Genomic DNA, 23,857 nt, shown 5'->3' with positions numbered 1-23,857 from the left:
CTTTTTGAAACACCACCAAATTTATTTTCTGAAAATGAGTCAAATGAATGTTCATTTTTTCTACTAGATTGCAGAGAAATAAATTTGTAAACAATCCCGTCATTTAAAGTTAAACAAGATTACAGTCATGGATTTTTCTTTAAATTATTTTTCAAGGTTTAAAGAAAAATGATCTATATATAGAATCTTGCATTTTGGGTTATTTAAAGATGTTGCATCATTAACTTCGGATAATCGGTAATGAGACCCTGAATACCCCAGTCGCGTAATTCTCTGGCACGATTAACATCATTTACGGTCCAGACGCTGATGGTGAGTTCGGCAGCTTGTGTGGCTTGAATAATATCTTTGCTAGCCAGTTCATTCATCCAGCCAATCTGACAACAGCCAAGTTCTAAAGCTTGATCAATCGCCTGATATTTCACATCTGTTTCAATTAGAAGGCCGCGTTTTAAACTGGAATTTTGCTGTTGCAAAGCCTGATGAATTTTTGGATCAAAACTGGTAATCACGACTGAATGCTCATAACCCTGTAACTGCTGTTCAAGCTCAAGCGTAATTTTTTCAGCATCTGCCTGGCTCGCTACACTTTTGACTTCAACTTCAATATGATCAAAGTTATGAATCACGGTTAGGGTCTGATCCAGCATGGGAGTCGCTTCGACCTTGTTCCATTCTGACCATTTCACTGCGTGATTATATTGACTGAGATCCTGACGGTTACATTCGTAGAGGGGTTTTTGCAAACCGGTAGTTCGTACAAAGTTATCATCATGCATGATGATCAGGGCATTATCTTTAAGCTGGCGTACGTCAAATTCGACTGCGCGAATCCCGATATCCTGAATATATTGAAAACCGCCTAGCGTATTTTCAGGCGCTTCCCCACGCGCACCGCGATGTCCGATTATGCGCATGCTGCGATAACCTGAAAAAGTGAAGATGAAAACATAATGATGAAGAGTTGTGACAGGAGTATTGCAATATTCTGCGCCTGAAACACTTTGTTGCAAATACCGTTGGCGCAGAATTTTCCGTGCAATTTAATACATTTTAGTGGATTTATTGATCAATGGTCTCATTGATATTTTTTTGCCATAACACCTCAGAACCACCTTCAGCGCGTTGCAAGGTGCGTGAAGCCACAAACAGCCAGTCAGATAGGCGATTTAATAGCTGCAGGGAAGTCGCCTGAATATTCTGGTCGCGTGAGTGAACCGACATCACGCTGCGCTCTGCACGACGGCATACAGCACGAGCTTGATGTGCATAACTGCATGCCAATGTACCTGCAGGTAAAATAAATTCTTTGAGCATTGGCAGGCTTTCATTCATGCGGTCAATGTCTTGCTCTAAGTATTCAATCGCAAGCGGTTGTACGAGGTGGTAATTGGGGATACAGACTTCACCGCCTAAATCGAATAGCCAGTGTTGGATCAGGCTGAGCGATTTGTCCCAAGTGTTTTTGTCTTGAATGCTGCTATGTGTAATTTGTGAGCGCAATACGCCAATGCAGGCATTAAGTTCATCGACATCACCCAGCGCGGTAATACGCAAGTCATCTTTGGCAACGCGTGAGCCATCGCCCAGTCCTGTTGTGCCTGAGTCGCCTGTGCGGGTGTAGATTTTGCTTAAACGGTGGCCCATGGTCGTTCCTTGTTTGAAAGTGAAAATTGCGTTTACTTGGTCGTAAGAAATAAAAGCTGGTGCAATAAAAAAGGATAATGTCGGTCATTACATTATCCATAAACTGCGCTGTTTTAAAGTTTTTGTTGTTATGCGGGGTTTAGTAGCGGAAAGTTACACCTGCTGAAGCGAGGCGACCACCATTGATGTAGTAGCTACCACTACCATAAGCTGTACGGTAGTTGCTGTCCCCTACATTTTGGATATTGGCAAATAATTTGACAGCAGTGTTTAGATTGTAATAACCATTCATATCAATTCTTAAGTGACCAGGAACAGTAACATTATCGTAGGCACTATTATCATACGAACTACTTGCCATCAAAGTGGTTGAGAAGCCAAATTTACTGTCTTGCCATCCTGTGGTAAGCGTCGCATTTTGTCGAGGGCGACGGCTTAAGTCTTCATCAGTTTTATCGTTTTTAGCACGAACATAGTTATAACCTGCATTAACATACAGATTTTCACCTTGCCATTTCAGATAAATTTCGCTGCCTTCAAATGTAGCTTGGTCAATATTTTGGAAGATATAGCCAGTAACACTGGTTGCATCAATCAAGTTTTCAACTTCAGTGCGGTACAAAGAAATACCTGTGGTAAAACCGTGGTTGAGATTTTGATCTAAGCCAATTTCATAAGATGTGCTTTCTTCCGGCTTTAAATCTGGATTCCCATAAGCACTATAAAGTTCATTTAAAGTTGGTGAACGAAAGGCTGTACCAATATTGGTATAAATGCTAGTTAAAGGTAAAACTTGATAGCGTGTAGCAATTTGTCCAATGGTGTGCGTGCCATACTTCTCATTGTCTTCCACACGAATACCAACTTGTGTATTTAAGCCATTGGCATTGTATTGATGTTGCACATAATAACCTTGTGAGTCTACATCAGCGGCATATGGGCTACCGTAGGAAACTACGTCGCCATCAATGTTTTGAAAAGTTGTACCCAACAAAATATTTTGTGAAGGTGTGAAATGCCATTTACTATAAAGTTCAGCTTCTTGTGTAGTGCTATGAACGAAATCATAAGTCCCAAGATAATTTAGATCATTTTGATCAATATCATCTTTGAATTGTGATACGCGAGCATTTACTTCAACACTAGGAGTAAGGTTGATACGACCTTTCAGGTTTACAATTTCATTTTTGAAATCTTGATTAACGACTGCACCATTACTGTCGTATTTTGAATTACCTTCGTTCTCACTGTAGTCGAGTGATAGTGCATATTTTTGTTTTTCTACACCAAATTTTGCCGAGTAGCCAGTTTGATCAAAAGCCGCATTAGGTGCATTTTTACTCTCTTTAACAGGTGTACCATCGGTTTCCAAATGTTGACCACGAATTTGTGCATAGAAACCATTTTCCGCTAGATCAGCACCAGCCAGTGTTTTGTAAGTCGAATTTTCGCCAATTTCACCTGTTGCAAATGCGCTATTCTTTTCTGGCGTTTTTGAGACGAGTTGAACTACACCACCAATCGCATCGGTACCGTAAAGCACTGAGGCTGGACCTTTGAGTACTTCAATTTGTTGAATATCAGTAGTATCAATGAATGGTAGTGATGCTGTGCCGGTAGTTGCTGAGTTTAGTCGTACACCATCGCGTAAAATCAGTGTTTGATTTGAGTTGGTACCACGTAGAAAAATTGAAGCAGTCTGACCGTAACCACCGCTTTGTACCATATTGATGGCTGCATCAGTCATCAATAGGTCTGGTAAAGAAGCAATTGGAGATTGCTCTAAAATTTGCGGTTCAATAATTGAAATACGCGCAGGCACATTTTCAATCTTTTCTTCAGAACGAGTTGCTGTAACAACAAGCGTATCTAAAGCAGCATTCACCACACGCTGATCTTGCGGTTCTGCAGCAAAAACTGAAGTTGAAAAACCCATTGCAAGCGCAATTGCGCCCACTAAAGCAGTAGGCTGGAAAAGAGTAGACATGACTTTGTTCCATACATTCACCCCACGTGAATGATTGAGTTAAGGGTACAACAAGCTGGTCTCCGGACTTCAATGTGCCAAGCATCTTCTAATTTATGATTGCTTCGCTGTATATCTACCTTCCCATATTGTTCATACAGTGGTGTAAATCATCAGATTTAAATTGATATACGTTTCATGGTTACCGTTGCGGGGGCAGTGTTGGACTTTCACCAACTTCCCTAAAGCTCAAAGCTAGACTCATTGCATTTGCGCGAAGTATAAAGTCTGTATGCCATTTAAACAACGGAAATGCAGAAATAATCCGCCTGAACTTCACTCAACCCTTTAAAATTGCATTACAATGATTCGCCCCAATATATGATTTTGTTAGTGTGAACAGACAATTTAAAAGTCACGCACAGCAAGATCAGCAAAATGAAGATTGAAAATCAGGATTAGAGTCCAAAACGATGCGTACCCGTGCCAAAATTTGCGGAATCACGCGAATTCAAGATATAAACAGTGTTGTGCATGCGGGTGCAGATGCAATTGGCTTGGTGTTTTATCCTCCAAGTCCGCGCAATGTGAGCATTGAACAAGCACAAGGCTTGCTGCAACACATTCCCGCTTATGTGCAAGTGGTCGGTTTATTTGTCAATGCAACGGCAGATGAAATTGCCACTGTATTGAAACAAGTGCCTTTAGATATTTTGCAATTTCATGGTGATGAAACACCGTTGCAATGTCAGCAAATAGCACAGCAAGTTGGACGTCGATGGTACAAAGCGATTCAGGTCAAACCTGATCTGGACGTAGTCGCTGAAATTCAACGTTATCAGGCAGCAGGAGCCAGCGCAGTACTGTTAGACGCTTGGCATCCTGATTTAAAAGGTGGCACCGGACACAGCTTTGACTGGAGCACCTTTCCTCAATTAGATATTCCCTTGATCCTGGCTGGGGGCTTAAACCCGGACAATATCGAGGAGGCAATTCACACCACACAGGCTTATGCTGTTGATGTTAGTGGTGGTGTCGAATCCGTAAAAGGTATAAAAGACCAACAACTCATAGAACGCTTTATGCAAGGAGTCCATCGTGGATCAGCAAAGTACTAATCACAACAAGCCCGTGATTGACTATACCCAATTCCCGGATGAGCGTGGACATTTCGGTATCCATGGCGGGCGTTTTGTGTCAGAAACTCTGATGGCGGCTTTACAAGATCTGGAAAAGCTTTATTTCCGCATGAAAGATGATGAACAGTTTCTGGCAGAATTCGACCGTGATTTAGCCTACTACGTAGGTCGTCCTAGTCCTTTATATCATGCTGAGCGATGGTCAAAAGAGTTGGGTGGTGCGCAAATTTACTTAAAGCGTGAAGATCTGAACCATACCGGCTCGCATAAAGTAAACAATACGATTGGTCAGGCTTTACTGGCTAAACTTTCAGGCAAAAAACGCATTATTGCGGAAACAGGTGCCGGTCAGCATGGTGTAGCAACTGCAACCATCGCAGCGCGTTTAGGTCTTGAATGTGTGGTGTTCATGGGTGCTGAAGACGTGAAACGTCAGGCGATGAACGTTTACCGTATGCGTTTGCTAGGTGCAACAGTTGTCCCTGTAGAAAGTGGCTCTAAAACATTAAAAGATGCCATGAACGAAGCGATGCGTGACTGGGTTACCAACGTTGACTCAACTTATTATGTGATTGGTACGGTGGCAGGTCCGCACCCATATCCACAATTGGTTCGTGACTTCCAGTCCATTATTGGCCGTGAAGCACGCCGTCAGATTCAGGAACAGGCAGGTTGCCTTCCAGATGCATTGGTTGCTTGTGTGGGGGGTGGTTCAAATGCGATGGGCTTGTTCTATCCATTCCTGAACGACCAGGATGTGAAAATGTATGGTGTTGAAGCTGCAGGTTTAGGAATCGAAACTGGCAAGCACTCTGCACCACTGAATGCGGGTCACGTCGGTGTACTGCATGGTAACCGTACGTATCTGATGTCTGATAAAGAAGGTCAGATCATTGAAACGCATTCAATTTCTGCTGGTCTGGATTATCCGGGTGTAGGTCCGGAACACAGCTTCCTGAAAGATATGGAACGCGTGAACTACGTGCCGATCAATGACCAAGAAGCGTTACAAGGTTTCCGTGATCTAACCAAGATCGAAGGGATTATTCCTGCGCTTGAAAGTTCACATGCGATGGCTTATGTCACTAAACTTGCACCAACCATGGACAAGGATCAAATCATTATTGCGACTGTTTCAGGCCGTGGTGATAAAGACTTGATGACCGTTGCCCGTATTGATGGCGTGGAAATGGTTGAGATGTAAAATCTCCCCCAGCCCCTCTTTTTCAAAGAGGGGAGAAAACCCTTCTTTCTAAAAGGAGGGCAGGGTGGATTAAGAAAAATCGTGTTGAATTATTCAGCACGATTTTTTTATTTTTATAGATAAGAAAATTTTTAAAGATGAAGAGGAAGAAGCAATCTGGCTAAAAATGGGATAAAAACTATTCAAGTTCTAGATAAAACGGCAAAAAATCAGTTTCTCATTCAAAAAATTAAAATGATTATTTTAAGTAGAATTGGCTGGAAGAGCTGACGAACGGTTTTAAAAAATTCTTTATCAAATCTCAATAATCGGCATAATAGCTCCAAGCAAAAATAGTTTTTGATTGAGATGGAATGTCTTAATGGATTTAATTCAGGAAAATGGACAACCACGTTACGGACGTTTCAAAGAAATTCCAAAAAGTATTGATTACCATGCGTACCAGTATAAAAATCCTTATGGAGATGTACTGACTGGCTGGCGTAAACAACTAAAATATAAAAAATTTAAATTCTGTAGTATTCAACACGAGCATTATACGATTGGCCTTGCAATTGCGGATATCTCTTGGGCTGGGCACAGTTTTTTCTACATCTATAACCATAATACCAACGAAGTGCAGGAATGGAATGCGATCAATTTCTTCTCGCGCAATACGGTGCTAGACGAACAGCCATTGTTTAATCATAGTTATTTTCATAAATCTCCCTTTCAGATTGATATCCAGCATGCCAACGGGGTGCGTTATATCCATGTGACCAAATATGGTGAAATCAAGCTTAGTGCCCGAATTTTCTGTGCAGGCACAGATCCGCTGAGTATGTGCAGTCCGACCGGAATTAATGGCTGGACCTATACCCAGAAATTGACCACTTTGGGTTGTGAAGGTTATTTCGTAAATAAGCAAGGTGAAACCATCCAGTTTAATGAGCGCACTTTTGCCTCTCTGGATGATACCTGTGGCTTTTTGCGTCCTGAAACGGCCTGGTTCTGGTTGTCCTGTAATTTCTGGGATGCCAATCGTAACCGTATCGGGATCAATCTTGCTTCCGGCGTCAATGAAAGCTTTGGCAATGAAAACTGTTTATGGGTAAATGGCAAAATTTATCCTGTAGCAGATGTATTGTTTCAGCAGGAATCTAACGAACGCTGGAACATCCAGTCATTGGATGGCTGTTTGAACCTGAATGTACACACGGGCTGGCGCCGTTATGAAAATCTGAATCTGCGTCTGGTCGGCAGCCAGTTTAGCCAGTGGCAGGCAAAAGTATCCGGTACCATCCGGCAAGATGGCCAAGATATTGTACTGGTCAATGAATATGGACTTTTAGAACAGCACTATGCCAAATGGTAATTCATTTTTCTAACTTCTAAATCTAAAAAAGCCTTCGATTTTGAAGGCCTTTTGATTTCTAGGTTTAATCTTCTGCAGCTTGCCAGAAGGCTTCTCCTGCCTGAATCGGATCGCCGGTTTCTGCCAGCGTTTTTACCCAGACATCATATTGAGCAATCACTGGGTGCTGGGATGGATGAAAATCCTTTTTAAACCAGTCACGATACTGTTTACCCATACGAGTCAGAGTCCCCTTTTTGCCAAAGAACCAAGGTAAGCCCCGGATATTCAATTGCAAGCGTTGCAGCGGGCTAAAGCCATCATGTTTAAGCATGACATTGGCACGGTAAATGGTAAAACCAAACATCAGAAAAGTCGTGATGAGTAAAGTATATTGGCGCAACCATTCTGGCGTTTTTGCCACATCTTTCATCACATCAAAAGCCACATCACGATGTTCCATTTCCTCAATCGCATGCCAGGCAAACATGGCACGAACAAAAGGATGGGCATTTCTTAAAGTATCTTTTTGCCCATAAAAAGTTTCAGCCATCAGCGCGGTCAAATGTTCCGCTGCTGCAGTGACTGCAATATTGTACTCAGGCGAACGGTTCTTCAAGTCATAGTTCATCATGTAGTTCAGACGCTGAATAAACTGATCGACCGGCATGCCTTGTTCTCGCATCAGGTTATTCATCTTGTCGTGGGCAATGCCATGCTGGGCTTCCTGACGGATAAAATCAGCTACCCGTTTTTGCAGATCTGGATCTTTAATCTGGTCGCGGAATAGTCGCACGCTTTGAATGAAATAACGTTCACCATCAGGAAAGGTCAGACTCAGTGCATCAAACATACGGGTTAGGAATGGATCGCCACCAAACCAGTAACGCGGAATTTCACTCAGCTTAAAATCAAGATTACTACGTACCACAGGCTGTATGGAAGATTTTAAAGGTGCGTTCATCTGCTTTCATTCTTTTTCTGGAGATGCTGACAGTATGTTCAGAATTGCACAAATTGTTTTGACAGATATGGCCAATTTTTATACATTTTACGCCAAAGAAAAATAAAATATATATTCGCAGCAGAGACAGGGGCGCGCTCATGCAGGACATCAAAATCTCCAATGGTTATATCCAGCTATGGGTCACCTATTTGCGTAGCTTAAATATAGAACCTTTAACTGCAGAGTTTCTTGCAGATCTACGACCTCAGATCATTGGACTGATTGATCAGCCTTTTGATGCCCAAGTGCCCCTCGATTTTCTTAATAGCATTCTGTTAAGAACCCAAAAACAGCTAGTATGTCCGCAGTTAATTTTTGAAATTGTGCAGTGCATTCGGCCAGAGCATTTTGGTGTGCTGGGCTATATGGTTTCCAAAAGCAGCAGTATTCCTGAAATCATCGGCTACATCATGCGTTTTCAGCGACTGGTCATTGATGGGAGTGAATTTGTCCCATTGCAACTAAAACAGCATGCGCAGAGTATTGAATTGTATTGGATCTATCAGGATGAGCGTTATAACCTGCTGAATGAGCTGACCATCGCAGCCATGGTGCAATTGGGACGTTTTATTTTGCAGGATCATCCTTTGCTCTTGCGTCGGGTGCGCTTTGCCCATGCACCAGAAATTGCCCGAATTCATTATCAAAAATTCTATGCTGCGGAAGTGCAGTTTTCACAGCAGGATTATGGCTTTGAACTGGATATACAGGGACTGAACCTGAAATCGGAACAGGCCGATCCAATGCTATTACAGTTATTGATTCGTCAGGCTGAAGAAGCGATTGCAGCCAAACCGCCTGTAGAAAGTATTTTAACTCAGGCCCAAAAAGTGGTCGCGGAGCATCTAAGAAGCAGACAGCAGGCCATTAAAATTGAACAGCTGGCCGAGCAACTGTTTGTATCAACCCGCACTTTGCAACGCCAGCTAAATGAACAGGGCATATCTTTTAAAAAACTGTTGGAACAGGAAAGGATCAAGCGCTGTGAAAGTTTATTGCGTCAGCCCCTAAGCCTGACCGAGATTGCCCAGCAACTAGACTATTCTGACCAGTCGGCTTTGGCGCGTGCTTATAAAGCGGCAACAGGCAGGACGTTATTGCAATATAGAAAACAGTTAAAACAGGATCAGGCATAAAAAACGGCCATCATTGGCCGCTTTATCTCATGACTTAATTTAAGCTGTTTTTAATTTAGGGTACCGGAAAGCAATCGCGGTCACTGCAAATATTGCCAGAATCCAGCAGTAATACACGCCCCCGATTAGTTCGACTGGAGAAAGTTTGGCAATTGAACAGGCAAGTAATAATTGTGCGCCATAAGGAATCAGACCTTGTACCACACAGGAGAAAATATCCATCAGGGCTGCAGCACGTTTTGGATCAACCCCGTATTCTTTCGCCACTTCACGGGCCATATCACCAGCCAGAATAATCGCGACAGTGTTATTTGCCACAAACAGGTTGGAAAATACCACCAAGAAACTGATCCCGATTTCACCGGCACGTTGACGGCCTACTTTAAATAAGCGAGTCAGCGCGTAGATGCGTTCGATCAGCCAGCGTAAACCACCTTCACGTTGCATGATCGCAGACAGGCCACCTAAAAACATGGATAACAATGCCACTTCAAACATGCCAACAAAGCCGTCATAAATGGAAGTGTTCAGCTTGAGGATATTGAAATCTGGCGTAGCAAATAGCCCGAATAAACCCGATAACACGACACCAATGGTTAAAACAGCCAGAACATGCAGACGGCTAAAAGCTAGTAAAAAGACCGCAATATAAGGCAGGACCAGGATCCAGTTAAAGTCCTTGTATTCTACTGGACTAGAACTGCCAGCATTGAAGATATAGATCAAAATCGTAACGATGGAAGCCGGTACAGCAATCCAGACATTGACTCTGAATTTGTCACGTAACTGAACTTTCTGGCTGCTGGTTGCAGCGATGGTAGTATCTGAAATCATGGACAGGTTATCACCGAACATTGCTCCACCGACCACGGCGCCAGTCGCATAAACCACCGGAATCCCGGTTACTTGTGCAAAGCCAAAGGCAATCGGTGCACAGGCGGCAATAGTTCCCATTGAGGTACCCATCGCCGTCGCAATAAATGCCGAAATCACAAAAAGCATCGGTAAGACAAAACTCGGAGGAATAACAGACAGGCCCATTTGTACAGTGGCATCAACACTGCCAATCGCACTGCTGACACTGGCAAAAGCACCGGCCAGCATAAACACCATGAACATCAGAATCAGGTTGGGATGGCTGGCACCTTTAAGAAATTCTTCAATACCCTGGTTGAGTTTGCCACGATATACTAATGCAGCCAAGATAATCGCGGGCAGGGCAGCAACAGGCGCTTTAATCTGATAAAACGCAAATTCAGTTCCGATCAGAGAATGATAGATCCCGCTACCTAAAAAGATGGTTAAAAATACAATAAGCGGCAACAGTGCAATGGCGCGCGCCTGCACTGTACCTTCAGAGTCAGTCTGCATAGGAGATAAAAAAATAAGAGAATGGGGCTAGTATAAAACAGGTTTTGCAATTTCAGAAAACTTTAAATGAATGCGCTAACACCTGCATTTTTATTAATTTTTCCATGATAAAAATAAGTTTATCTAAATATTCAACATTTTAGGGAATGCCAAAATTAGGCATCTTTGATCATTGAGAAAAAAATCAAAATAATCGTAAATAGATCCCTTCGGGTTGTTCTGAAATCCTCGCACAGGAAATGAAATGCTAGAGGTCGATGTTGCACACTGTTCAATGTACAAAAAATAGCGTTACAATGCGATGTCTTGTATTTCTACATAGTCAATGTCTCAAGTTTGAAACACCTTAAGGAAAGCTCAGCCCTATGTCACGTTTAGCCACACGATTTGGACAACTTAAATCTCAACAGCGTAAAGCTTTAGTTTCTTATGTTATGGCTGGTGACCCGCATCCAGAGGTAACCGTACCTTTGCTGCACCAGATGGTGGACGCTGGCGTCGACGTGATTGAACTGGGTCTTCCTTTTTCAGATCCAATGGCAGATGGTCCGGTGATTGCTCTGGCCGCTGAACGCGCGCTGGCCGGTGGCACCAATACCCTAGATGCACTGCACATGGTGAAAGAATTTCGCTTGAAAGACCGCGAAACACCAGTGGTACTCATGGGTTATCTCAATCCGGTTGAAGTCATTGGCTATGAAAAGTTTGTGGCTTATGCCTATGAATGCGGTGTCGACGGCGTGCTTCTGGTCGATCTGCCTCCTGAAGAAGCTCAAGATCTGGGTCAAGTGCTGGAAAAATATGAAATGGATCAGATTTTCCTGTTGGCTCCGACCTCAACTGATGAGCGTATTCAGCATGTAGTGAAACAGGCCAGTGGCTTTATTTACTATGTGTCGCTGAAAGGCGTAACGGGTGCTGCGACATTGGATGTATCTGAAGCCGCTGCACGTATTCAGAAAATTAAGGCAGAGACAGATGTTCCTGTAGGCGTTGGTTTTGGTATTAGTGATGCTGCATCTGCGAAAGCGATGGGTGTTGCTGCCGATGCAGTTATTGTGGGAAGTGCGTTTGTAAAACAGTTTGCAACCCTCGCGCCAGAACAAGCCGTTATTGCGACGGTGAATAAAGTCAAGGAGCTTCGAGCAGCGCTCGATGAGTTATAGTATGAGTCAACAAGTGAAATCAGGCAAAATTCTGAGCCCATCGACCCCATGGACGGAGCGTATTGTTCCGGGCATTCATGTACCTGATGAGCAAACTACCTTAAAAGCGACATTCACAGAGCCAACGATTGAGTGCCCTGAATGTCATGCTTTAGTGACACGTACTGCAATGTCATTTAATGCTTATGTTTGTCCACAATGCGATGAACATCTGAAAATGAAAGCACGTGACCGTCTGAACTGGTTCTTTGATCAGGTACAGACTGAAATGGGTCAGGAATTTACTGCCAAAGATCCACTGAAATTTGTCGACAGCAAAGCTTATCCAGAGCGTATGTCGGAAGCACAAAAGAAAACAGGTGAAACTGAAGCACTGATCGTGATGCAAGGTCTGCTGAAAGGTGTACCAATGATTGCAACCGCATTTGAATTCGACTTCATGGGCGGCTCTATGGGTACCGTAGTGGGTGACCGTTTTGTGCAGGCAGCAGAGCGTGCGATTGAAACACATCAGCCTTTGATCTGTTTTGCAGCTTCTGGTGGCGCGCGTATGCAGGAAGGCATGCTGTCTTTGATGCAAATGGCACGTACTTCAGCAGCGATTCAGCGTTTGAAAGAAGCAGGTCTGCCTTATGTGGTGGTATTGACCCATCCAGTCTACGGCGGTGTAACTGCATCTTTAGCCATGCTGGGTGATGTGCATCTGGCTGAACCGAAAGCGATGATTGGTTTTGCGGGTAAACGTGTGATCGAGCAGACCGTGCGTGAAAAACTGGACGAACCGTTCCAGCGCGCTGAATATTTGCTTGATCATGGTGTAATCGATCAGATTGTTCACCGTCATGCATTACGTGATACAGTTTATCGTATTATCACGAAATTGATGAACCTGCCTTGAATACAGCACCATTAGCAACTGATTCACTTGATACATGGCTCGATTATTGGAGCCATGTTCACGTTACGGGAATTGATTTAGGTCTGGAACGTGTCATTCCTGTGGCTGAAAAGCTGGGAGTGATCAATCCGGAGGCTAAAGTCCTGACGGTTGCCGGAACCAATGGTAAAGGTTCAACGACCACGACTCTGGCTGCCATTCTTAATGCTCAGGGTTTTAAGGTCGGACTGTATCAGTCTCCTCACGTATATCGCTTCAATGAACGGGTGAAATTACGCGGGGTTGAAGTCGAAGACCAGTTGCTGATTGATGCTTTTGTTGAAGTCGATCGGGCACGTCGCGAATGCGATTTAAGCCTGTCATTCTTTGAAGCAACCACACTTGCTGCATTTGTGATTTTTAAAAATGAACTGTGTGATGTGTGGGTGCTGGAAGTCGGACTAGGCGGTCGTCTGGATGTGGTCAATGTGGTTAATCCGGATGTTGCGGTCATCACCAATATCGGACTGGATCATACTGACTGGCTTGGTGATACCATCGAAAAAATTGCCTTTGAAAAAGCTGGCATTATCCGTCCGAGTATTCCCGTGATTTTTGGCGGTCAGCAAGATATTCCGCAAGCCATTCTGGATAAAGCTGCTGAATGCAATGCGCCGTTATATGCAGTCAACCGTGATTATTTCTATGAAGCTTTTGAAGATGGCAAAACCTGGGCATTTGCATCGTCAGGTACGACTTTAAAATTGCCGACAGGTTCACTGGCTCTGGATAATATTTCGACAGCGGTTGCAGCGATCTTGCTGAGTGGTCTGGAAGTCAACCAGACAGCGATTGCGGAAGGAATTCAGGCAGCTAAATTGCCGGGACGTTTTGAAGTCCGAGAAATTCAGAATAAGACCGTAATTTTTGACGCTGGACATAACCCGCATGGGGTAGAGTTCCTGTTAAAACAATTACGCAATTATTTAAATTACAAAAAGAAATATAAAGAAGTCATTTGTGTATTTTCCATGCTGGCAGATAAAGATATAAATTCTGTCGTCAAGTTGTTGAAAGACACTGTTCATTTGTGGAAAATTGCACCATTATCTGTGCCACGTGCGGCAGAGGTCACACTCTTGACTGATGCATTGCAAGGTGAATTGATAGAACAATTTGACAATGTAAAATTAGCTTTTAAATCAGCGCTGGATGAAACAGAGAATAATCAGCTGATTTTGGTATGTGGATCATTTCATACCTTAGAAGCGGTATGGGAGTATTTGGAAGAATGTCAATGAATAACAAACAACGCTGGATGGGTGGCGTTGTTTTACTAGGTGGTGGTGTTTTATTGGCAGCATTACTCCTGAAAGGCCAAAATGAAATTCATCAGGATCGTCAGCAAAACCCGGCACTGGCTGCAGAAGTAGAATCAAAAGATACAGTCAACAATTCATTAGGTTCTTTAACAGTCGATGTGGAAACAGAAAAACGTCTGCTGGAACAGCAGCGTCGTGACCGCGAAAAAGCAGTGGCTGAACAGGAAGCTCGTGCAGCTGAATTTTTAGCCATGCAACAGCAGGCTGAGGCAGATGCAGCACGTCGTGCGGCTGAAGAATATGCCGCTTTGAATGCTCATCGTATGGGACAGCAAAGTTCAGACAATATTCCGCCTGAACTGGCTGAAGATGAACAGACGAAGCAAAAACGTCTGGCTGAAGACAAGGCTGCTGCACAAAAAAAGTTAGAACAGCAGAAGCTTGAGCAGCAAAAAGCCCAAACTTCAGCTGATACTGCCAAGAAACAGGTAGAGCAGAAGGCTGCAGAGGAAAAACGTAAGCTAGAAGAGAAACGTAAAGCTGAAGAAGCGCATAAGGCAGCTGAAGCAAAACGTAAGGCCGAGGAAGAGCACAAAGCGGCTGAAAAGAAAAAAGAAGCTGAGCATAAAGCTGCTGAGGAAAAACGTAAGGCAGAAGAGAAGCGCAAAGCTGAAGAGAAGCATAAAGCAGAAGAAGCCAAGAAAAAGGCTGAAGCTGAAAAAGCCCGTAAACTTCTTGAAGGTGAAAGCGATAAGCAGTGGATGGTGCAGGTGGCCCTAGCTGCCAATGAAGCCAATGCTGATGCCATTGCGGCCAAACTGCGAGCCAAAGGTTACAAGGTCACCAAGAGCCAGACATCTAAAGGTATGCGTATCATGGTCGGTCCATCTAAAGACCGTGAAACAGCAGACGCACTGCGTAAGAAAATCGCGTCTGATGCCAGCCTGAATATGAAATCAGCTTGGGTAAATGATTGGGTGCCGCTAGATAAGCGTTAACTCTCTTACTTAACCGAAGTTTCTGTAGATGGATTCGCGAGTTGCTCGCGAATCCATTTTACATTTTCAGGGGTAAATAATTTTTCAATATTGCGCCAAATGGAATGAAAGCCATAGCCGCCATGCTTCATTTCCTGTACTGCATCTTCAATGCGCCAGTTCTGGAAAATAATCCGGTACATGGCCACACTGGCACCGGTACGGTCTGAACCGTGATAACAGTGTAAAAGTATTTTTTTATTATTTTGTCGTGCCTGCTGGATTAACTGCATTACGTTCAGTAAATCCTCGCGATTCATAGCCTAGGTATGAATGGGAATATGCTTAAGCTTGAGGTATTCATTTGACAAAATATCTGTATCTTTATCGCGTGAACGCAGGTTGATCACCACATTAATGGCATATTGTTTTAATAAGGGCGTCAGTTCATGGCTTGGCTGTTCACTTCGGTAGAGTTCATTGCTAATCTGATAAAAATTATGTTCTTCATGCAGTTCTTGTCTCCAATGCATTGGGCGTTCCTGTTCAGGCAGCGCTGGAGTACAGCCGGATAAAACAAGTGTGGAAACCAGAAGAAGTACATAATTATTTTTCATTACAACCTGACTCATCTTTTTAAGTATTCTCTTCAACAGCATATCGGCTTTTTCAAAAAAAGCCTGTCCGAAGACAGGCTTGATGGAAAAGTTCGAAAACCCGGCTCGTCGGTGGGTATCAAACTAAGCATGAAATTGATGGTTGATGCATGACGACTAGTATTTTCATGGTGGAGAGTTGATTGCGGTTTTTTAATATTCAAAAAGGATATAACAGCATTTAGCTTATCCTCTTGCACCCACGGCATAGCCATGTCTTCTTGCGGAATATATTCCTCAGGGCGGAGCAGTGCTCCGTTTTAACTTGAACTACGCGCTTCGCTTGTCTTGCGCCAAATTAAGGCAGCGTTTCAAATACTGCGCACTTCGTTTGCCTTGCGCAAAATTAAAAAGGAGTCCTTTTAATTTTGCTCAGGCTGTGGTGTCAGACGTAGGTATGGAGTTACAGCTTTATAACCTTTCGGAAAACGTTGTTTGATTTCTTCCTCATCTTTCAGTGAAGGTACAATCACCACATCATCGCCATGTTGCCAGTTAGCCGGGGTTGCGACTTTATAGTTGTCAGTTAATTGTAGAGAGTCGACTACACGTAGTACTTCATGGAAGTTGCGGCCTGTTGATGCAGGGTAGGTAATAATCAGACGCACTTTCTTATTTGGATCAGTGATTACCAGAGAGCGTACAGTTAAAGTTTCGCTGGCATTTGGGTGAATGAAATCATACAGTGTAGAGACTTTGCGGTCCTGATCTGCAATGATCGGGAAGTTAACGGTGGTATCTTGAGTTTCATTAATGTCTTTGATCCAGCCATGATGCGATTCAACATCATCTACAGAAAGGGCAAGTGCTTTCACGCCGCGTTTTGTAAACTCATCTTTCAGCTTTGCGGTAAAGCCCAGTTCAGTGGTGCATACTGGGGTGTAGTCCGCTGGATGGGAGAACAGAATGCCCCAGCTATCGCCTAGAAAGTCATAAAAGTTAATTAAGCCTTCGCTAGATTGCTGTTCAAAATTCGGTGCGGTATCGCCTAAACGTAAACTCATTTTCTTGCCTCAATTGATCTTGTAATGTGTCGATGAGAATAAATATGAACCAATTTTTTTATGATTAAAAATAGTGTTTTTAGAATTTCTTATGAATAAACCAAATAAAGAAATAGGCTGTTAATTCAGAATCAGACAAATCAGTCGTCTAATTAACTATGTTGCATGGGTAAAATTTGCTACATTACTTTGCCTTAGGTCTCAGGGCTAGAACGAAGGATGAGTTTTTTTTCATTGGTTTTCTGGCAAAACCCTTGTAGTTCAAATTTCTAGCACCATAATAACGACTAAGAACATATTTATTTGACAAGCAAGATTTAGAGAGTCTATTCATGTTGGCAAGTCTGATCGGAGGAATCTTCGGTACCAAAAATGAGCGCGAACTCAAACGCATGCGTAAAATCGTAGACAAGATTAATGCGCTCGAGCCGACGATATCAGCCCTAAGCGATGCAGACTTATCTGCAAAAACTGAAGAATTCAAACAACGATATAATAAGGGTGAAAGCCTAGATAAGTTACTTCCTGAAGCATTCGCAGTCTGTCGTGAAGCTGCAAAACGTGTCATGGGAATGCGTCACTATGACGTACAGTTGATTGGTGGTATTACCCTGCATGAAGGCAAGATTGCTGAGATGCGTACCGGTGAAGGTAAAACCTTGATGGGGACATTGGCCTGTTACCTCAATGCATTGAGCGGGCAGGGTGTCCATGTCATCACGGTGAACGACTATTTGGCACAACGTGATGCCGAGTTAAACCGTCCATTGTTCGAATTCTTGGGTTTAAGCATTGGGATTATCTATTCCATGCAGAATCCCATAGAAAAATCTGAAGCCTATAAAGCAGATATCACTTACGGTACCAATAACGAATTCGGTTTCGATTATCTTCGTGACAATATGGTGTTCTCGCTGGCTGAGAAAAAACAGCGTGGTCTGACCTATGCCATTATCGATGAGGTTGATTCGATCCTGATTGATGAAGCACGTACACCACTGATTATCTCTGGCCAAAGTGAAGACTCTTCCCAGCTTTATGCAGCAATCAACAACATTCCACCAAAATTAAAAGCGCAAAAAGAAGAAAAAGTCCCGGATGGCGGTCATTTCTGGATTGATGAAAAACAGCGCTCTGTTGAAATTACAGAAACCGGTTTTGAAACCATTGAAAGTGAATTGATTGCAATGGGTTTATTGGCTGAAGGAGAGAGCCTGTATTCAGCTTCTAATCTGAATTTGCTGCATCATGTGACTGCTGCGATTCGTGCGCACTATTTATATCAACGTAACGTGCATTACATCATCCATGAAGGTGAAGTGATCATTGTTGATGAAAATACCGGTCGTACCATGCCAGGCCGTCGCTGGTCTGAAGGTCTGCACCAAGCGGTTGAAGCAAAAGAAGGTCTGGAAATCCAGCCGGAAAACCAAACCCTTGCAACCACCACATTCCAGAACTATTTCCGTCTGTATAAAAAATTATCCGGTATGACCGGTACAGCAGATACTGAAGCTGCGGAAATGAAAGAAATTTACGGTCTGGATGTGGTAATTATTCCAACTCATCGTCCAATGATCCGTAATGACCAGAACGATTTGATCTACCTGAATCGTGAAGGTAAGTACAACGCGATTATTCAGGAAATTCAACGTGTTCACGAAGCTGGTGTTGCGCCAATCCTGATTGGTACGGCCACTATTGAAGCGTCGGAAATTCTTTCTGACAAGCTTAAAGAAGCTGGTATTGAACATGAAGTCCTGAATGCCAAACAGCATGAACGTGAAGCGGATATTATTGCCCAAGCAGGTGCACCACGTGCCGTAACCATTGCGACCAACATGGCAGGTCGTGGTACCGATATTTTGCTGGGTGGTAATTGGAAAGCGCTACTGGCCAAAATTGAAAACCCAACCCCTGAAGATGAAGCACGTCTGAAAGCAGAATGGGAGGCGAATCATGAAGCAGTTCTCGCTTCTGGTGGTTTGCATATTATCGGTTCTGAGCGTCATGAATCTCGCCGTATCGATAACCAGTTGCGTGGTCGTGCGGGCCGTCAGGGTGACCCCGGTGTATCGCGTTTCTACCTGTCTCTTGAAGATGACTTGATGCGTATCTTTGCGGGTGATCGTGTGGTTGCCATGATGCGTGCGATGGGCTTAAAAGAAGATGAAGCGATTGAACACAAAATGGTATCACGCTCAATCGAAAATGCACAACGCAAAGTAGAAGCACGTAACTTCGACATTCGCAAGAACCTGTTGAAATACGATGACGTGAATAACGAACAGCGTAAAATCATCTATAGTCAGCGTGATGAGATTCTGGCTGAAAGCTCATTGCAGGATTATATCGAAGAGATGATCCGTGAAGTGATGCAGGGCATGATCGCCAACTATATTCCGCCTGAATCAATTCATGATCAATGGGATATTGAAGGTCTGGAACTTGCACTACGTGAAGACTTATCGATTGATCTGCCAGTTGCACAATGGTTAGAGCAGGATCGTCGTTTAGATGAAGAAGCACTGGTTGAACGAATTACTGAAGAAGTGGTAAATCGTTACCGTTCACGTCGTGAGCAAATGGGCGCTGAATCTGCAGCATCACTCGAACGTCATTTCATGTTGAACTCTCTGGACCGTCACTGGAAAGAGCATCTGGCTGCGATGGATTACCTGCGTCAAGGAATTCATTTACGCGGTTATGCACAGAAAAACCCAGAGCAGGAATACAAAAAAGAAGCCTACAACCTGTTTGTAAACATGCTGGGGGTGATTAAATCTGACGTCATTACTGATCTGTCACGCATCCATGTGCCAACACCTGAAGAACTGGCTGAAATGGAAGCACAGCAGCAGGCACAGGCTGAAGCGATGCGTTTGCAGTTATCTCATCAGGAATTTGATGGATTACTGGCTGAAGAAGATGAAATCACCACTGAACAAAGTGCGCAGACTAATCCTGTTGCACCAGTCTTTGAAGCACCGGCAAGCCGTAATGCACCTTGTCCATGTGGTTCAGGTCTAAAATACAAACAGTGTCATGGCAAGATCTAATTTCTGCTAAGTTTCTAAACTATAAAAAGATCAGGGCTATTTAGTCCTGATCTTTTTATGTATATGGACTTTTCAGCTAGTGAATACAGTTTGCACTGTGCGGGATTAAATGGTATTTAATGGCAGATTGAACACCGCAAAGTGGAAGAAACAATGACAAAAGTATTAAAAACGATGATGGTTGCTGCTTTGGCAATCCCGGCTTTAAGTTTTGCAGAAACAGCAACAACGACACCTGCTAAAGTTCAGCAGGCCATTGGTCCAACTACGGCTCAGGTTCAGACGGGTGCAGATGGTCAGGTAACCATTGCAAGTCCGCGTACTGGCATTCGCTATACCTTTAATAATTCAAACCGTCCAATCGTTTTGCAGACTGCAGCGATTGCAGCAGCCAATGCAGCCAATGCTGACCGTATTGTTGCTTCTAACCCTGCGCTTTCTGTGGCAAGTCAGCAACAGGCGAAACAGGCTTTATTGAATGAATCAACCCAGTTGGCTAAAAACTAAGTTTGATCTAGTTTAATAAAACCAGTCACTATGACTGGTTTTTTATTGTGAAAAACCATAAGAAAAGTGAGTGTTCATCTGGCTTTGGCTCGATTTTTTAATGAAGATCAACTAAGCTGTATTTTTCTGAAACTTCAATATTGGACATTTAAAAATGGCAGTTGGTGACGTATCTATGCCACAGATGCATGTGGTAAAAGGGGTGAGAATTGGTTCGGCAGAAGCGTATGTGCGCTATCAGAACCGACGTGACCTGGTGATATTTGAACTGGCTGAAGGCTCCAATGTTGCAGGCGTATTTACCCAGAATGCTTTTTGTGCTGCCCCTGTACATGTTTCTAAAGCACATCTGGCGGTAGGTAATCCACGTTATTTAGTGATAAATACCGGAAATGCCAATGCGGGTACAGGTGCTACAGGTATGGCGAATGCTGAAGCCACTTGTGCCAAACTGGCTGAACTTGCAGGCGTGAAAGCTGAAGAAGTATTGCCATTTTCAACAGGGGTAATTGGTGAACAATTACCAATGGAGCGTCTGCTCAGTGGCTTGCAGCCTGCATTAGACTCATTGCGTGATGATGCCTGGATCGATGCTGCAACGGGTATTATGACCACAGATACTATGCCGAAAGGTGCATCTGAACAGTTCGAGCTAAATGGTGTTACCTATACCATGACCGGGATTTCCAAAGGTGCCGGCATGATTCGCCCAAATATGGCGACTATGTTGAGTTATGTGGCGACTGATGTACCAATCAGCCGTGAACTGGTTCAACAGCTTTTATCTGAGACAGTGAATCAGTCATTCAACCGCATTACCATTGATGGTGATACCTCTACCAATGACTCTTGTATTTTTATTGCCACAGGTCAGGCCGGTGGAACAGAAATTTCATCAGTTGAAGATCCGCGTTATGCTGCTGTACTTGAAGTATTGATGCGTACCATGAAGCGTCTTGCACAACTGATTGTGCGTGATGGTGAAGGCGCAACCAAATTTATTACTGTGGCCGTAGAAGGCGGTGCCAATACTCAGGAATGCTGTGACGTGGCCTATAGTATCGCGCATTCTCCATTGGTGAAAACTGCGATCTTTGCTTCTGATCCAAACTGGGGACGTATTTTGGCTGCAATCGGTTATGCAGGTGTGGCGAATTTAGACGTTGCAAAAATTCAGGTTTGGTTAGATGATGTACAAATCTGCAAGGATGGTGGTGCAGCAGCAGACTATACTGAAGAAGCAGGTGCACGTGTGATGGCACAAGCTGAAATGACGATTCGTGTTGATCTTGGACGTGGTGAAGCAAAGGATACGGTCTATACCTGTGACCTGTCCTATGATTATGTGAAAATCAATGCTGATTATCGTTCATAATTCAGATTGTTTCTAAAGCCTCCGTTGTGGGGCTTTTTTTATATCTTATGATTTTTAATGACTGGTCAAAAAAAGCATTTCGCCAGAGATGACCGGGATGTAGAGTGAAAGGTTCATTGAATAATGAACTATGAGGGTAGAGTAAGAGTTGTTATGAATGATGCGACCAAATTAATAGCCAATGAAGCCAAATCGATTGTGCAGGCGCATTTAGAACGTTTAGGAGAACCCAAAGAGCATCAGATCAGTGCACAGGCCAAACAGGAAAAATTTACACAGATTCAAGCTGAACTAGAAAAGCAGAATGCAGTGCTAGTTGCACACTATTATTGTGATCCTGAAGTACAGGAACTGGCAGAATTGACTGGTGGCTGTGTGTCCGATTCATTGGAAATGGCGCGTTTTGGACGTGACCATCCTGCGTCGACCTTAGTGGTAGCTGGGGTTAAGTTCATGGGTGAAACTTCAAAAATACTTTCACCAGAAAAAACTGTCCTGATGCCAACTCTTGAAGCGACCTGTTCACTAGATTTGGGCTGTCCAGTAGAGGAATTTACCAAATTCTGTGATGCACATCCTGATCATACTGTAGTGGTGTATGCCAATACTTCGGCTGCGGTTAAAGCCCGCGCTGACTGGGTCGTGACTTCAAGTTGTGCAGTGGAGATTATTGAACACCTCGATAGTTTGGGCAAGAAAATTATCTGGGCACCGGATCAGCATTTGGGGCGCTATATCCAGAATAAAACTGGCGCTGACATGTTACTGTGGGATGGCGCGTGTATCGTCCACGAAGAATTCCGTTCGCGCGGAATTGCTAATATGAAAGCCTTATATCCAGATGCGGCAGTGCTGGTCCATCCAGAATCACCGATGTCTGTGGTAGAAATTGCTGATGCAGTCGGAAGTACTTCTCAGTTAATCAAGGCAGCTCAAACCTTGCCAAATCAGCGTTTGATCGTGGCAACAGATCGCGGTATTTTCTATAAAATGCAGCAGGCTGTGCCAGATAAGATTCTGATTGAAGCTCCAACCGCTGGAGAAGGAGCAACCTGTCGTTCATGTGCACACTGTCCTTGGATGGCCATGAACGAGCTAGATGGAATCTTGCATGTTCTACAACATCGTGATCAGGAGATTCATGTTGAACCCGCATTAGCTCAGCGAGCCAAACTGCCTCTGGATCGTATGCTGGATTTTAGTGCCAGCTTGAAACGCTAGAATTTTGTATAAAAAATGTCTGAAATGCTTGATAAATAAACGCTTGAAGTGTTTTTTTGATTTTTTTTAAATATAGGTGTTGACGTCTTATGGCGTCACGCCTAGAATGCACACCGTACCAAGCGATAAGCTTGATACGAAAGCTGAGATGAATCGGAGCATAGCACAGCCTGGTAGTGCACCTGGTTTGGGACCAGGGGGTCGTAGGTTCGAATCCTACTGCTCCGACCAATTCTTCAAGGCAGATGGTGAAAATCATCAGTAAAGCGCTTGTAGCTCAGTTGGATAGAGCATCCGCCTTCTAAGCGGATGGTCACAGGTTCGAATCCTGTCAGGCGCGCCATTTTTGGTGGCTTGATATTTAAGAACCAAGGCAATGGTGGATGTAGCTCAGTTGGTAGAGCCCCGGATTGTGATTCCGGTTGTCGTGGGTTCGAATCCCATCATTCACCCCAACTCTTTTGAGTTGAATATCGGAGCATAGCACAGCCTGGTAGTGCACCTGGTTTGGGACCAGGGGGTCGTAGGTTCGAATCCTACTGCTCCGACCATCTTCTTCATGGTGGTTAGGGTTAATGATACCGCGTCAAGCGGTTTTTTTATGTCTAAATAATGAAGACACCGTGATGGTGGATGTAGCTCAGTTGGTAGAGCCCCGGATTGTGATTCCGGTTGTCGTGGGTTCGAATCCCATCATTCACCCCAACTTTTTTGAGTTGAACATCGGAGCATAGCACAGCCTGGTAGTGCACCTGGTTTGGGACCAGGGGGTCGTAGGTTCGAATCCTACTGCTCCGACCATCTATAAAAATGATTAATTATATGGATACCGCATTAGGCGGTTTTTTTATGTCTAAAATTTAAGTACAAACTAACCTGAGTTCGATGAAA

18 protein-coding genes, 6 tRNA genes, 1 pseudogene and 1 riboswitch are annotated in these 23,857 nt (G+C 43.7%); of the genes and pseudogenes, 18 read left to right on the top strand and 7 right to left on the bottom strand.

The genetic code is table 11. The annotated features are described in order from the left end of the window. Positions 1-203: 203 nt before the first annotated feature. From B3143_RS04205 to B3143_RS04195, 3 genes are all read right to left on the bottom strand, one after another. The gene (locus B3143_RS04205; RefSeq protein ID WP_286739644.1) at positions 204-917 is read right to left on the bottom strand and encodes a glycerophosphodiester phosphodiesterase; all 714 of its coding nucleotides are present in this window, start codon (positions 915-917) and stop codon (positions 204-206) included. 145 nt (positions 918-1,062) lie between these two features. After that, entirely contained in the window at positions 1,063-1,647 is a 585-nt protein-coding gene (locus tag B3143_RS04200; RefSeq protein WP_286739642.1) for a cob(I)yrinic acid a,c-diamide adenosyltransferase, read from the bottom strand. 139 nt (positions 1,648-1,786) lie between these two features. After that, the gene (locus B3143_RS04195; protein ID WP_286739640.1) at positions 1,787-3,634 is read right to left on the bottom strand and encodes a TonB-dependent receptor plug domain-containing protein; all 1,848 of its coding nucleotides are present in this window, start codon (positions 3,632-3,634) and stop codon (positions 1,787-1,789) included. Positions 3,635-3,670: 36 nt separating this feature from the next. Further along, positions 3,671-3,893: riboswitch (cobalamin riboswitch) on the bottom strand. A 193-nt stretch (positions 3,894-4,086) separates the two neighbouring features. On the opposite strand from B3143_RS04195, the gene B3143_RS04190 reads away from it, so the two are divergent. From B3143_RS04190 to B3143_RS04180, 3 genes are all read left to right on the top strand, one after another. Further along, the gene (locus B3143_RS04190; RefSeq protein ID WP_286739638.1) at positions 4,087-4,731 is read left to right on the top strand and encodes a phosphoribosylanthranilate isomerase; all 645 of its coding nucleotides are present in this window, start codon (positions 4,087-4,089) and stop codon (positions 4,729-4,731) included. Further along, the gene (trpB, locus tag B3143_RS04185; protein ID WP_005232043.1) at positions 4,712-5,956 is read left to right on the top strand and encodes a tryptophan synthase subunit beta; all 1,245 of its coding nucleotides are present in this window, start codon (positions 4,712-4,714) and stop codon (positions 5,954-5,956) included. The genes B3143_RS04190 and trpB overlap by 20 nt, the downstream gene beginning before the upstream one ends. Before the next feature lie 361 nt (positions 5,957-6,317). Next, positions 6,318-7,310, top strand: a complete 993-nt coding sequence (locus B3143_RS04180; RefSeq protein ID WP_214001572.1) for a DUF2804 domain-containing protein — start codon at positions 6,318-6,320, stop codon at positions 7,308-7,310. 64 nt (positions 7,311-7,374) lie between these two features. On the opposite strand, the gene B3143_RS04175 is transcribed toward B3143_RS04180, so the two are convergent. After that, complete coding sequence (locus tag B3143_RS04175) at positions 7,375-8,253, bottom strand: metal-dependent hydrolase (protein ID WP_214001571.1); 879 nt, start codon at positions 8,251-8,253, stop codon at positions 7,375-7,377. A 140-nt stretch (positions 8,254-8,393) separates the two neighbouring features. Here B3143_RS04175 and B3143_RS04170 point away from each other — a divergent pair, with 140 nt between their 5' ends. Further along, a complete protein-coding gene (locus B3143_RS04170; RefSeq protein ID WP_286739635.1) occupies positions 8,394-9,431 on the top strand; it encodes a helix-turn-helix transcriptional regulator in 1,038 nt (345 codons plus the stop codon). A gap of 39 nt (positions 9,432-9,470) precedes the next feature. On the opposite strand, the gene B3143_RS04165 is transcribed toward B3143_RS04170, so the two are convergent. Continuing rightward, on the bottom strand, positions 9,471-10,802 hold the full coding sequence (locus B3143_RS04165; RefSeq protein ID WP_286739633.1) for a Na+/H+ antiporter NhaC family protein: 1,332 nt from the start codon (positions 10,800-10,802) through the stop codon (positions 9,471-9,473). Positions 10,803-11,167: 365 nt separating this feature from the next. Here B3143_RS04165 and trpA point away from each other — a divergent pair, with 365 nt between their 5' ends. Genes trpA through B3143_RS04145 form a run of 4 tightly spaced genes read left to right on the top strand, consistent with a single transcriptional unit; the run spans position 11,168 to position 15,165 of the window. Beyond that, positions 11,168-11,968, top strand: coding sequence for a tryptophan synthase subunit alpha (gene trpA / locus B3143_RS04160; protein WP_004782187.1), 801 nt, complete (start codon positions 11,168-11,170; stop codon positions 11,966-11,968). Between the two features lies 1 nt (position 11,969). Further along, positions 11,970-12,866 carry an acetyl-CoA carboxylase, carboxyltransferase subunit beta gene (gene accD, locus B3143_RS04155; RefSeq protein WP_034169942.1) on the top strand — a complete coding sequence of 299 codons (897 nt, stop codon included), beginning with the start codon at positions 11,970-11,972 and terminating at the stop codon, positions 12,864-12,866. Continuing rightward, the gene (gene folC / locus B3143_RS04150) at positions 12,863-14,146 is read left to right on the top strand and encodes a bifunctional tetrahydrofolate synthase/dihydrofolate synthase (protein WP_286739630.1); all 1,284 of its coding nucleotides are present in this window, start codon (positions 12,863-12,865) and stop codon (positions 14,144-14,146) included. The genes accD and folC overlap by 4 nt, the downstream gene beginning before the upstream one ends. Further along, on the top strand, positions 14,137-15,165 hold the full coding sequence (locus tag B3143_RS04145) for an SPOR domain-containing protein (RefSeq protein WP_376745111.1): 1,029 nt from the start codon (positions 14,137-14,139) through the stop codon (positions 15,163-15,165). The genes folC and B3143_RS04145 overlap by 10 nt, the downstream gene beginning before the upstream one ends. Before the next feature lie 5 nt (positions 15,166-15,170). Here the strand turns inward: B3143_RS04145 and B3143_RS04140 are convergent. Together B3143_RS04140 and B3143_RS04135 are read right to left on the bottom strand one after the other, a co-directional pair. After that, positions 15,171-15,761: pseudogene (locus tag B3143_RS04140) on the bottom strand (dual specificity protein phosphatase family protein). A gap of 401 nt (positions 15,762-16,162) precedes the next feature. After that, positions 16,163-16,804 carry a peroxiredoxin gene (locus tag B3143_RS04135; RefSeq protein WP_286739626.1) on the bottom strand — a complete coding sequence of 214 codons (642 nt, stop codon included), beginning with the start codon at positions 16,802-16,804 and terminating at the stop codon, positions 16,163-16,165. A 332-nt stretch (positions 16,805-17,136) separates the two neighbouring features. Between B3143_RS04135 and secA the strand changes: the two genes are divergently transcribed. The 10 genes from secA (at position 17,137) to B3143_RS04085 (ending at position 23,767) form a co-directional block, all read left to right on the top strand. Continuing rightward, the gene (gene secA, locus B3143_RS04130; RefSeq protein ID WP_286739624.1) at positions 17,137-19,863 is read left to right on the top strand and encodes a preprotein translocase subunit SecA; all 2,727 of its coding nucleotides are present in this window, start codon (positions 17,137-17,139) and stop codon (positions 19,861-19,863) included. Between the two features lie 153 nt (positions 19,864-20,016). After that, entirely contained in the window at positions 20,017-20,370 is a 354-nt protein-coding gene (locus B3143_RS04125; protein ID WP_004782196.1) for a hypothetical protein, read from the top strand. Positions 20,371-20,524: 154 nt separating this feature from the next. Next, positions 20,525-21,745 carry a bifunctional glutamate N-acetyltransferase/amino-acid acetyltransferase ArgJ gene (gene argJ, locus B3143_RS04120; protein WP_286739622.1) on the top strand — a complete coding sequence of 407 codons (1,221 nt, stop codon included), beginning with the start codon at positions 20,525-20,527 and terminating at the stop codon, positions 21,743-21,745. A gap of 153 nt (positions 21,746-21,898) precedes the next feature. Then, complete coding sequence (gene nadA / locus B3143_RS04115) at positions 21,899-22,966, top strand: quinolinate synthase NadA (protein ID WP_286739619.1); 1,068 nt, start codon at positions 21,899-21,901, stop codon at positions 22,964-22,966. A gap of 154 nt (positions 22,967-23,120) precedes the next feature. Beyond that, a tRNA-Pro gene (locus B3143_RS04110) sits at positions 23,121-23,197 on the top strand. Positions 23,198-23,232: 35 nt separating this feature from the next. After that, positions 23,233-23,309 (top strand) — tRNA-Arg (locus B3143_RS04105). Positions 23,310-23,345: 36 nt separating this feature from the next. Then, positions 23,346-23,421, top strand: a tRNA-His gene (locus B3143_RS04100). A 19-nt stretch (positions 23,422-23,440) separates the two neighbouring features. Then, positions 23,441-23,517 (top strand) — tRNA-Pro (locus B3143_RS04095). Between the two features lie 78 nt (positions 23,518-23,595). After that, positions 23,596-23,671 (top strand) — tRNA-His (locus tag B3143_RS04090). Positions 23,672-23,690: 19 nt separating this feature from the next. Next, positions 23,691-23,767: transfer RNA gene (locus B3143_RS04085), tRNA-Pro, on the top strand. Positions 23,768-23,857 lie beyond the last annotated feature (90 nt).

This window comes from Acinetobacter sp. UBA1496 (assembly GCF_002324975.1).
GTDB lineage: Bacteria > Pseudomonadota > Gammaproteobacteria > Pseudomonadales > Moraxellaceae > Acinetobacter > Acinetobacter variabilis.
Note: the sequence above shows the minus strand (reverse complement) of the source record. Positions and strands in the feature narration are given on the sequence as shown.

What these genes read in the sequence shown, in the direction of transcription:
- B3143_RS04205 (WP_286739644.1), bottom strand. Translation starts at nt 917, where the DNA reads ATGCGCATAATCGGACATCGCGGTGCGCGTGGGGAAGCGCCTGAAAAT.
- B3143_RS04200 (WP_286739642.1), bottom strand. Translation starts at nt 1,647, where the DNA reads ATGGGCCACCGTTTAAGCAAAATCTACACCCGCACAGGCGACTCAGGC.
- B3143_RS04195 (WP_286739640.1), bottom strand. Translation starts at nt 3,634, where the DNA reads ATGTCTACTCTTTTCCAGCCTACTGCTTTAGTGGGCGCAATTGCGCTT.
- B3143_RS04190 (WP_286739638.1), top strand. Translation starts at nt 4,087, where the DNA reads ATGCGTACCCGTGCCAAAATTTGCGGAATCACGCGAATTCAAGATATA.
- B3143_RS04180 (WP_214001572.1), top strand. Translation starts at nt 6,318, where the DNA reads ATGGATTTAATTCAGGAAAATGGACAACCACGTTACGGACGTTTCAAA.
- B3143_RS04175 (WP_214001571.1), bottom strand. Translation starts at nt 8,253, where the DNA reads ATGAACGCACCTTTAAAATCTTCCATACAGCCTGTGGTACGTAGTAAT.
- B3143_RS04170 (WP_286739635.1), top strand. Translation starts at nt 8,394, where the DNA reads ATGCAGGACATCAAAATCTCCAATGGTTATATCCAGCTATGGGTCACC.
- B3143_RS04165 (WP_286739633.1), bottom strand. Translation starts at nt 10,802, where the DNA reads ATGCAGACTGACTCTGAAGGTACAGTGCAGGCGCGCGCCATTGCACTG.
- trpA (WP_004782187.1), top strand. Translation starts at nt 11,168, where the DNA reads ATGTCACGTTTAGCCACACGATTTGGACAACTTAAATCTCAACAGCGT.
- accD (WP_034169942.1), top strand. Translation starts at nt 11,970, where the DNA reads ATGAGTCAACAAGTGAAATCAGGCAAAATTCTGAGCCCATCGACCCCA.
- B3143_RS04145 (WP_376745111.1), top strand. Translation starts at nt 14,137, where the DNA reads ATGTCAATGAATAACAAACAACGCTGGATGGGTGGCGTTGTTTTACTA.
- B3143_RS04135 (WP_286739626.1), bottom strand. Translation starts at nt 16,804, where the DNA reads ATGAGTTTACGTTTAGGCGATACCGCACCGAATTTTGAACAGCAATCT.
- secA (WP_286739624.1), top strand. Translation starts at nt 17,137, where the DNA reads ATGTTGGCAAGTCTGATCGGAGGAATCTTCGGTACCAAAAATGAGCGC.
- B3143_RS04125 (WP_004782196.1), top strand. Translation starts at nt 20,017, where the DNA reads ATGACAAAAGTATTAAAAACGATGATGGTTGCTGCTTTGGCAATCCCG.
- argJ (WP_286739622.1), top strand. Translation starts at nt 20,525, where the DNA reads ATGGCAGTTGGTGACGTATCTATGCCACAGATGCATGTGGTAAAAGGG.
- nadA (WP_286739619.1), top strand. Translation starts at nt 21,899, where the DNA reads ATGAATGATGCGACCAAATTAATAGCCAATGAAGCCAAATCGATTGTG.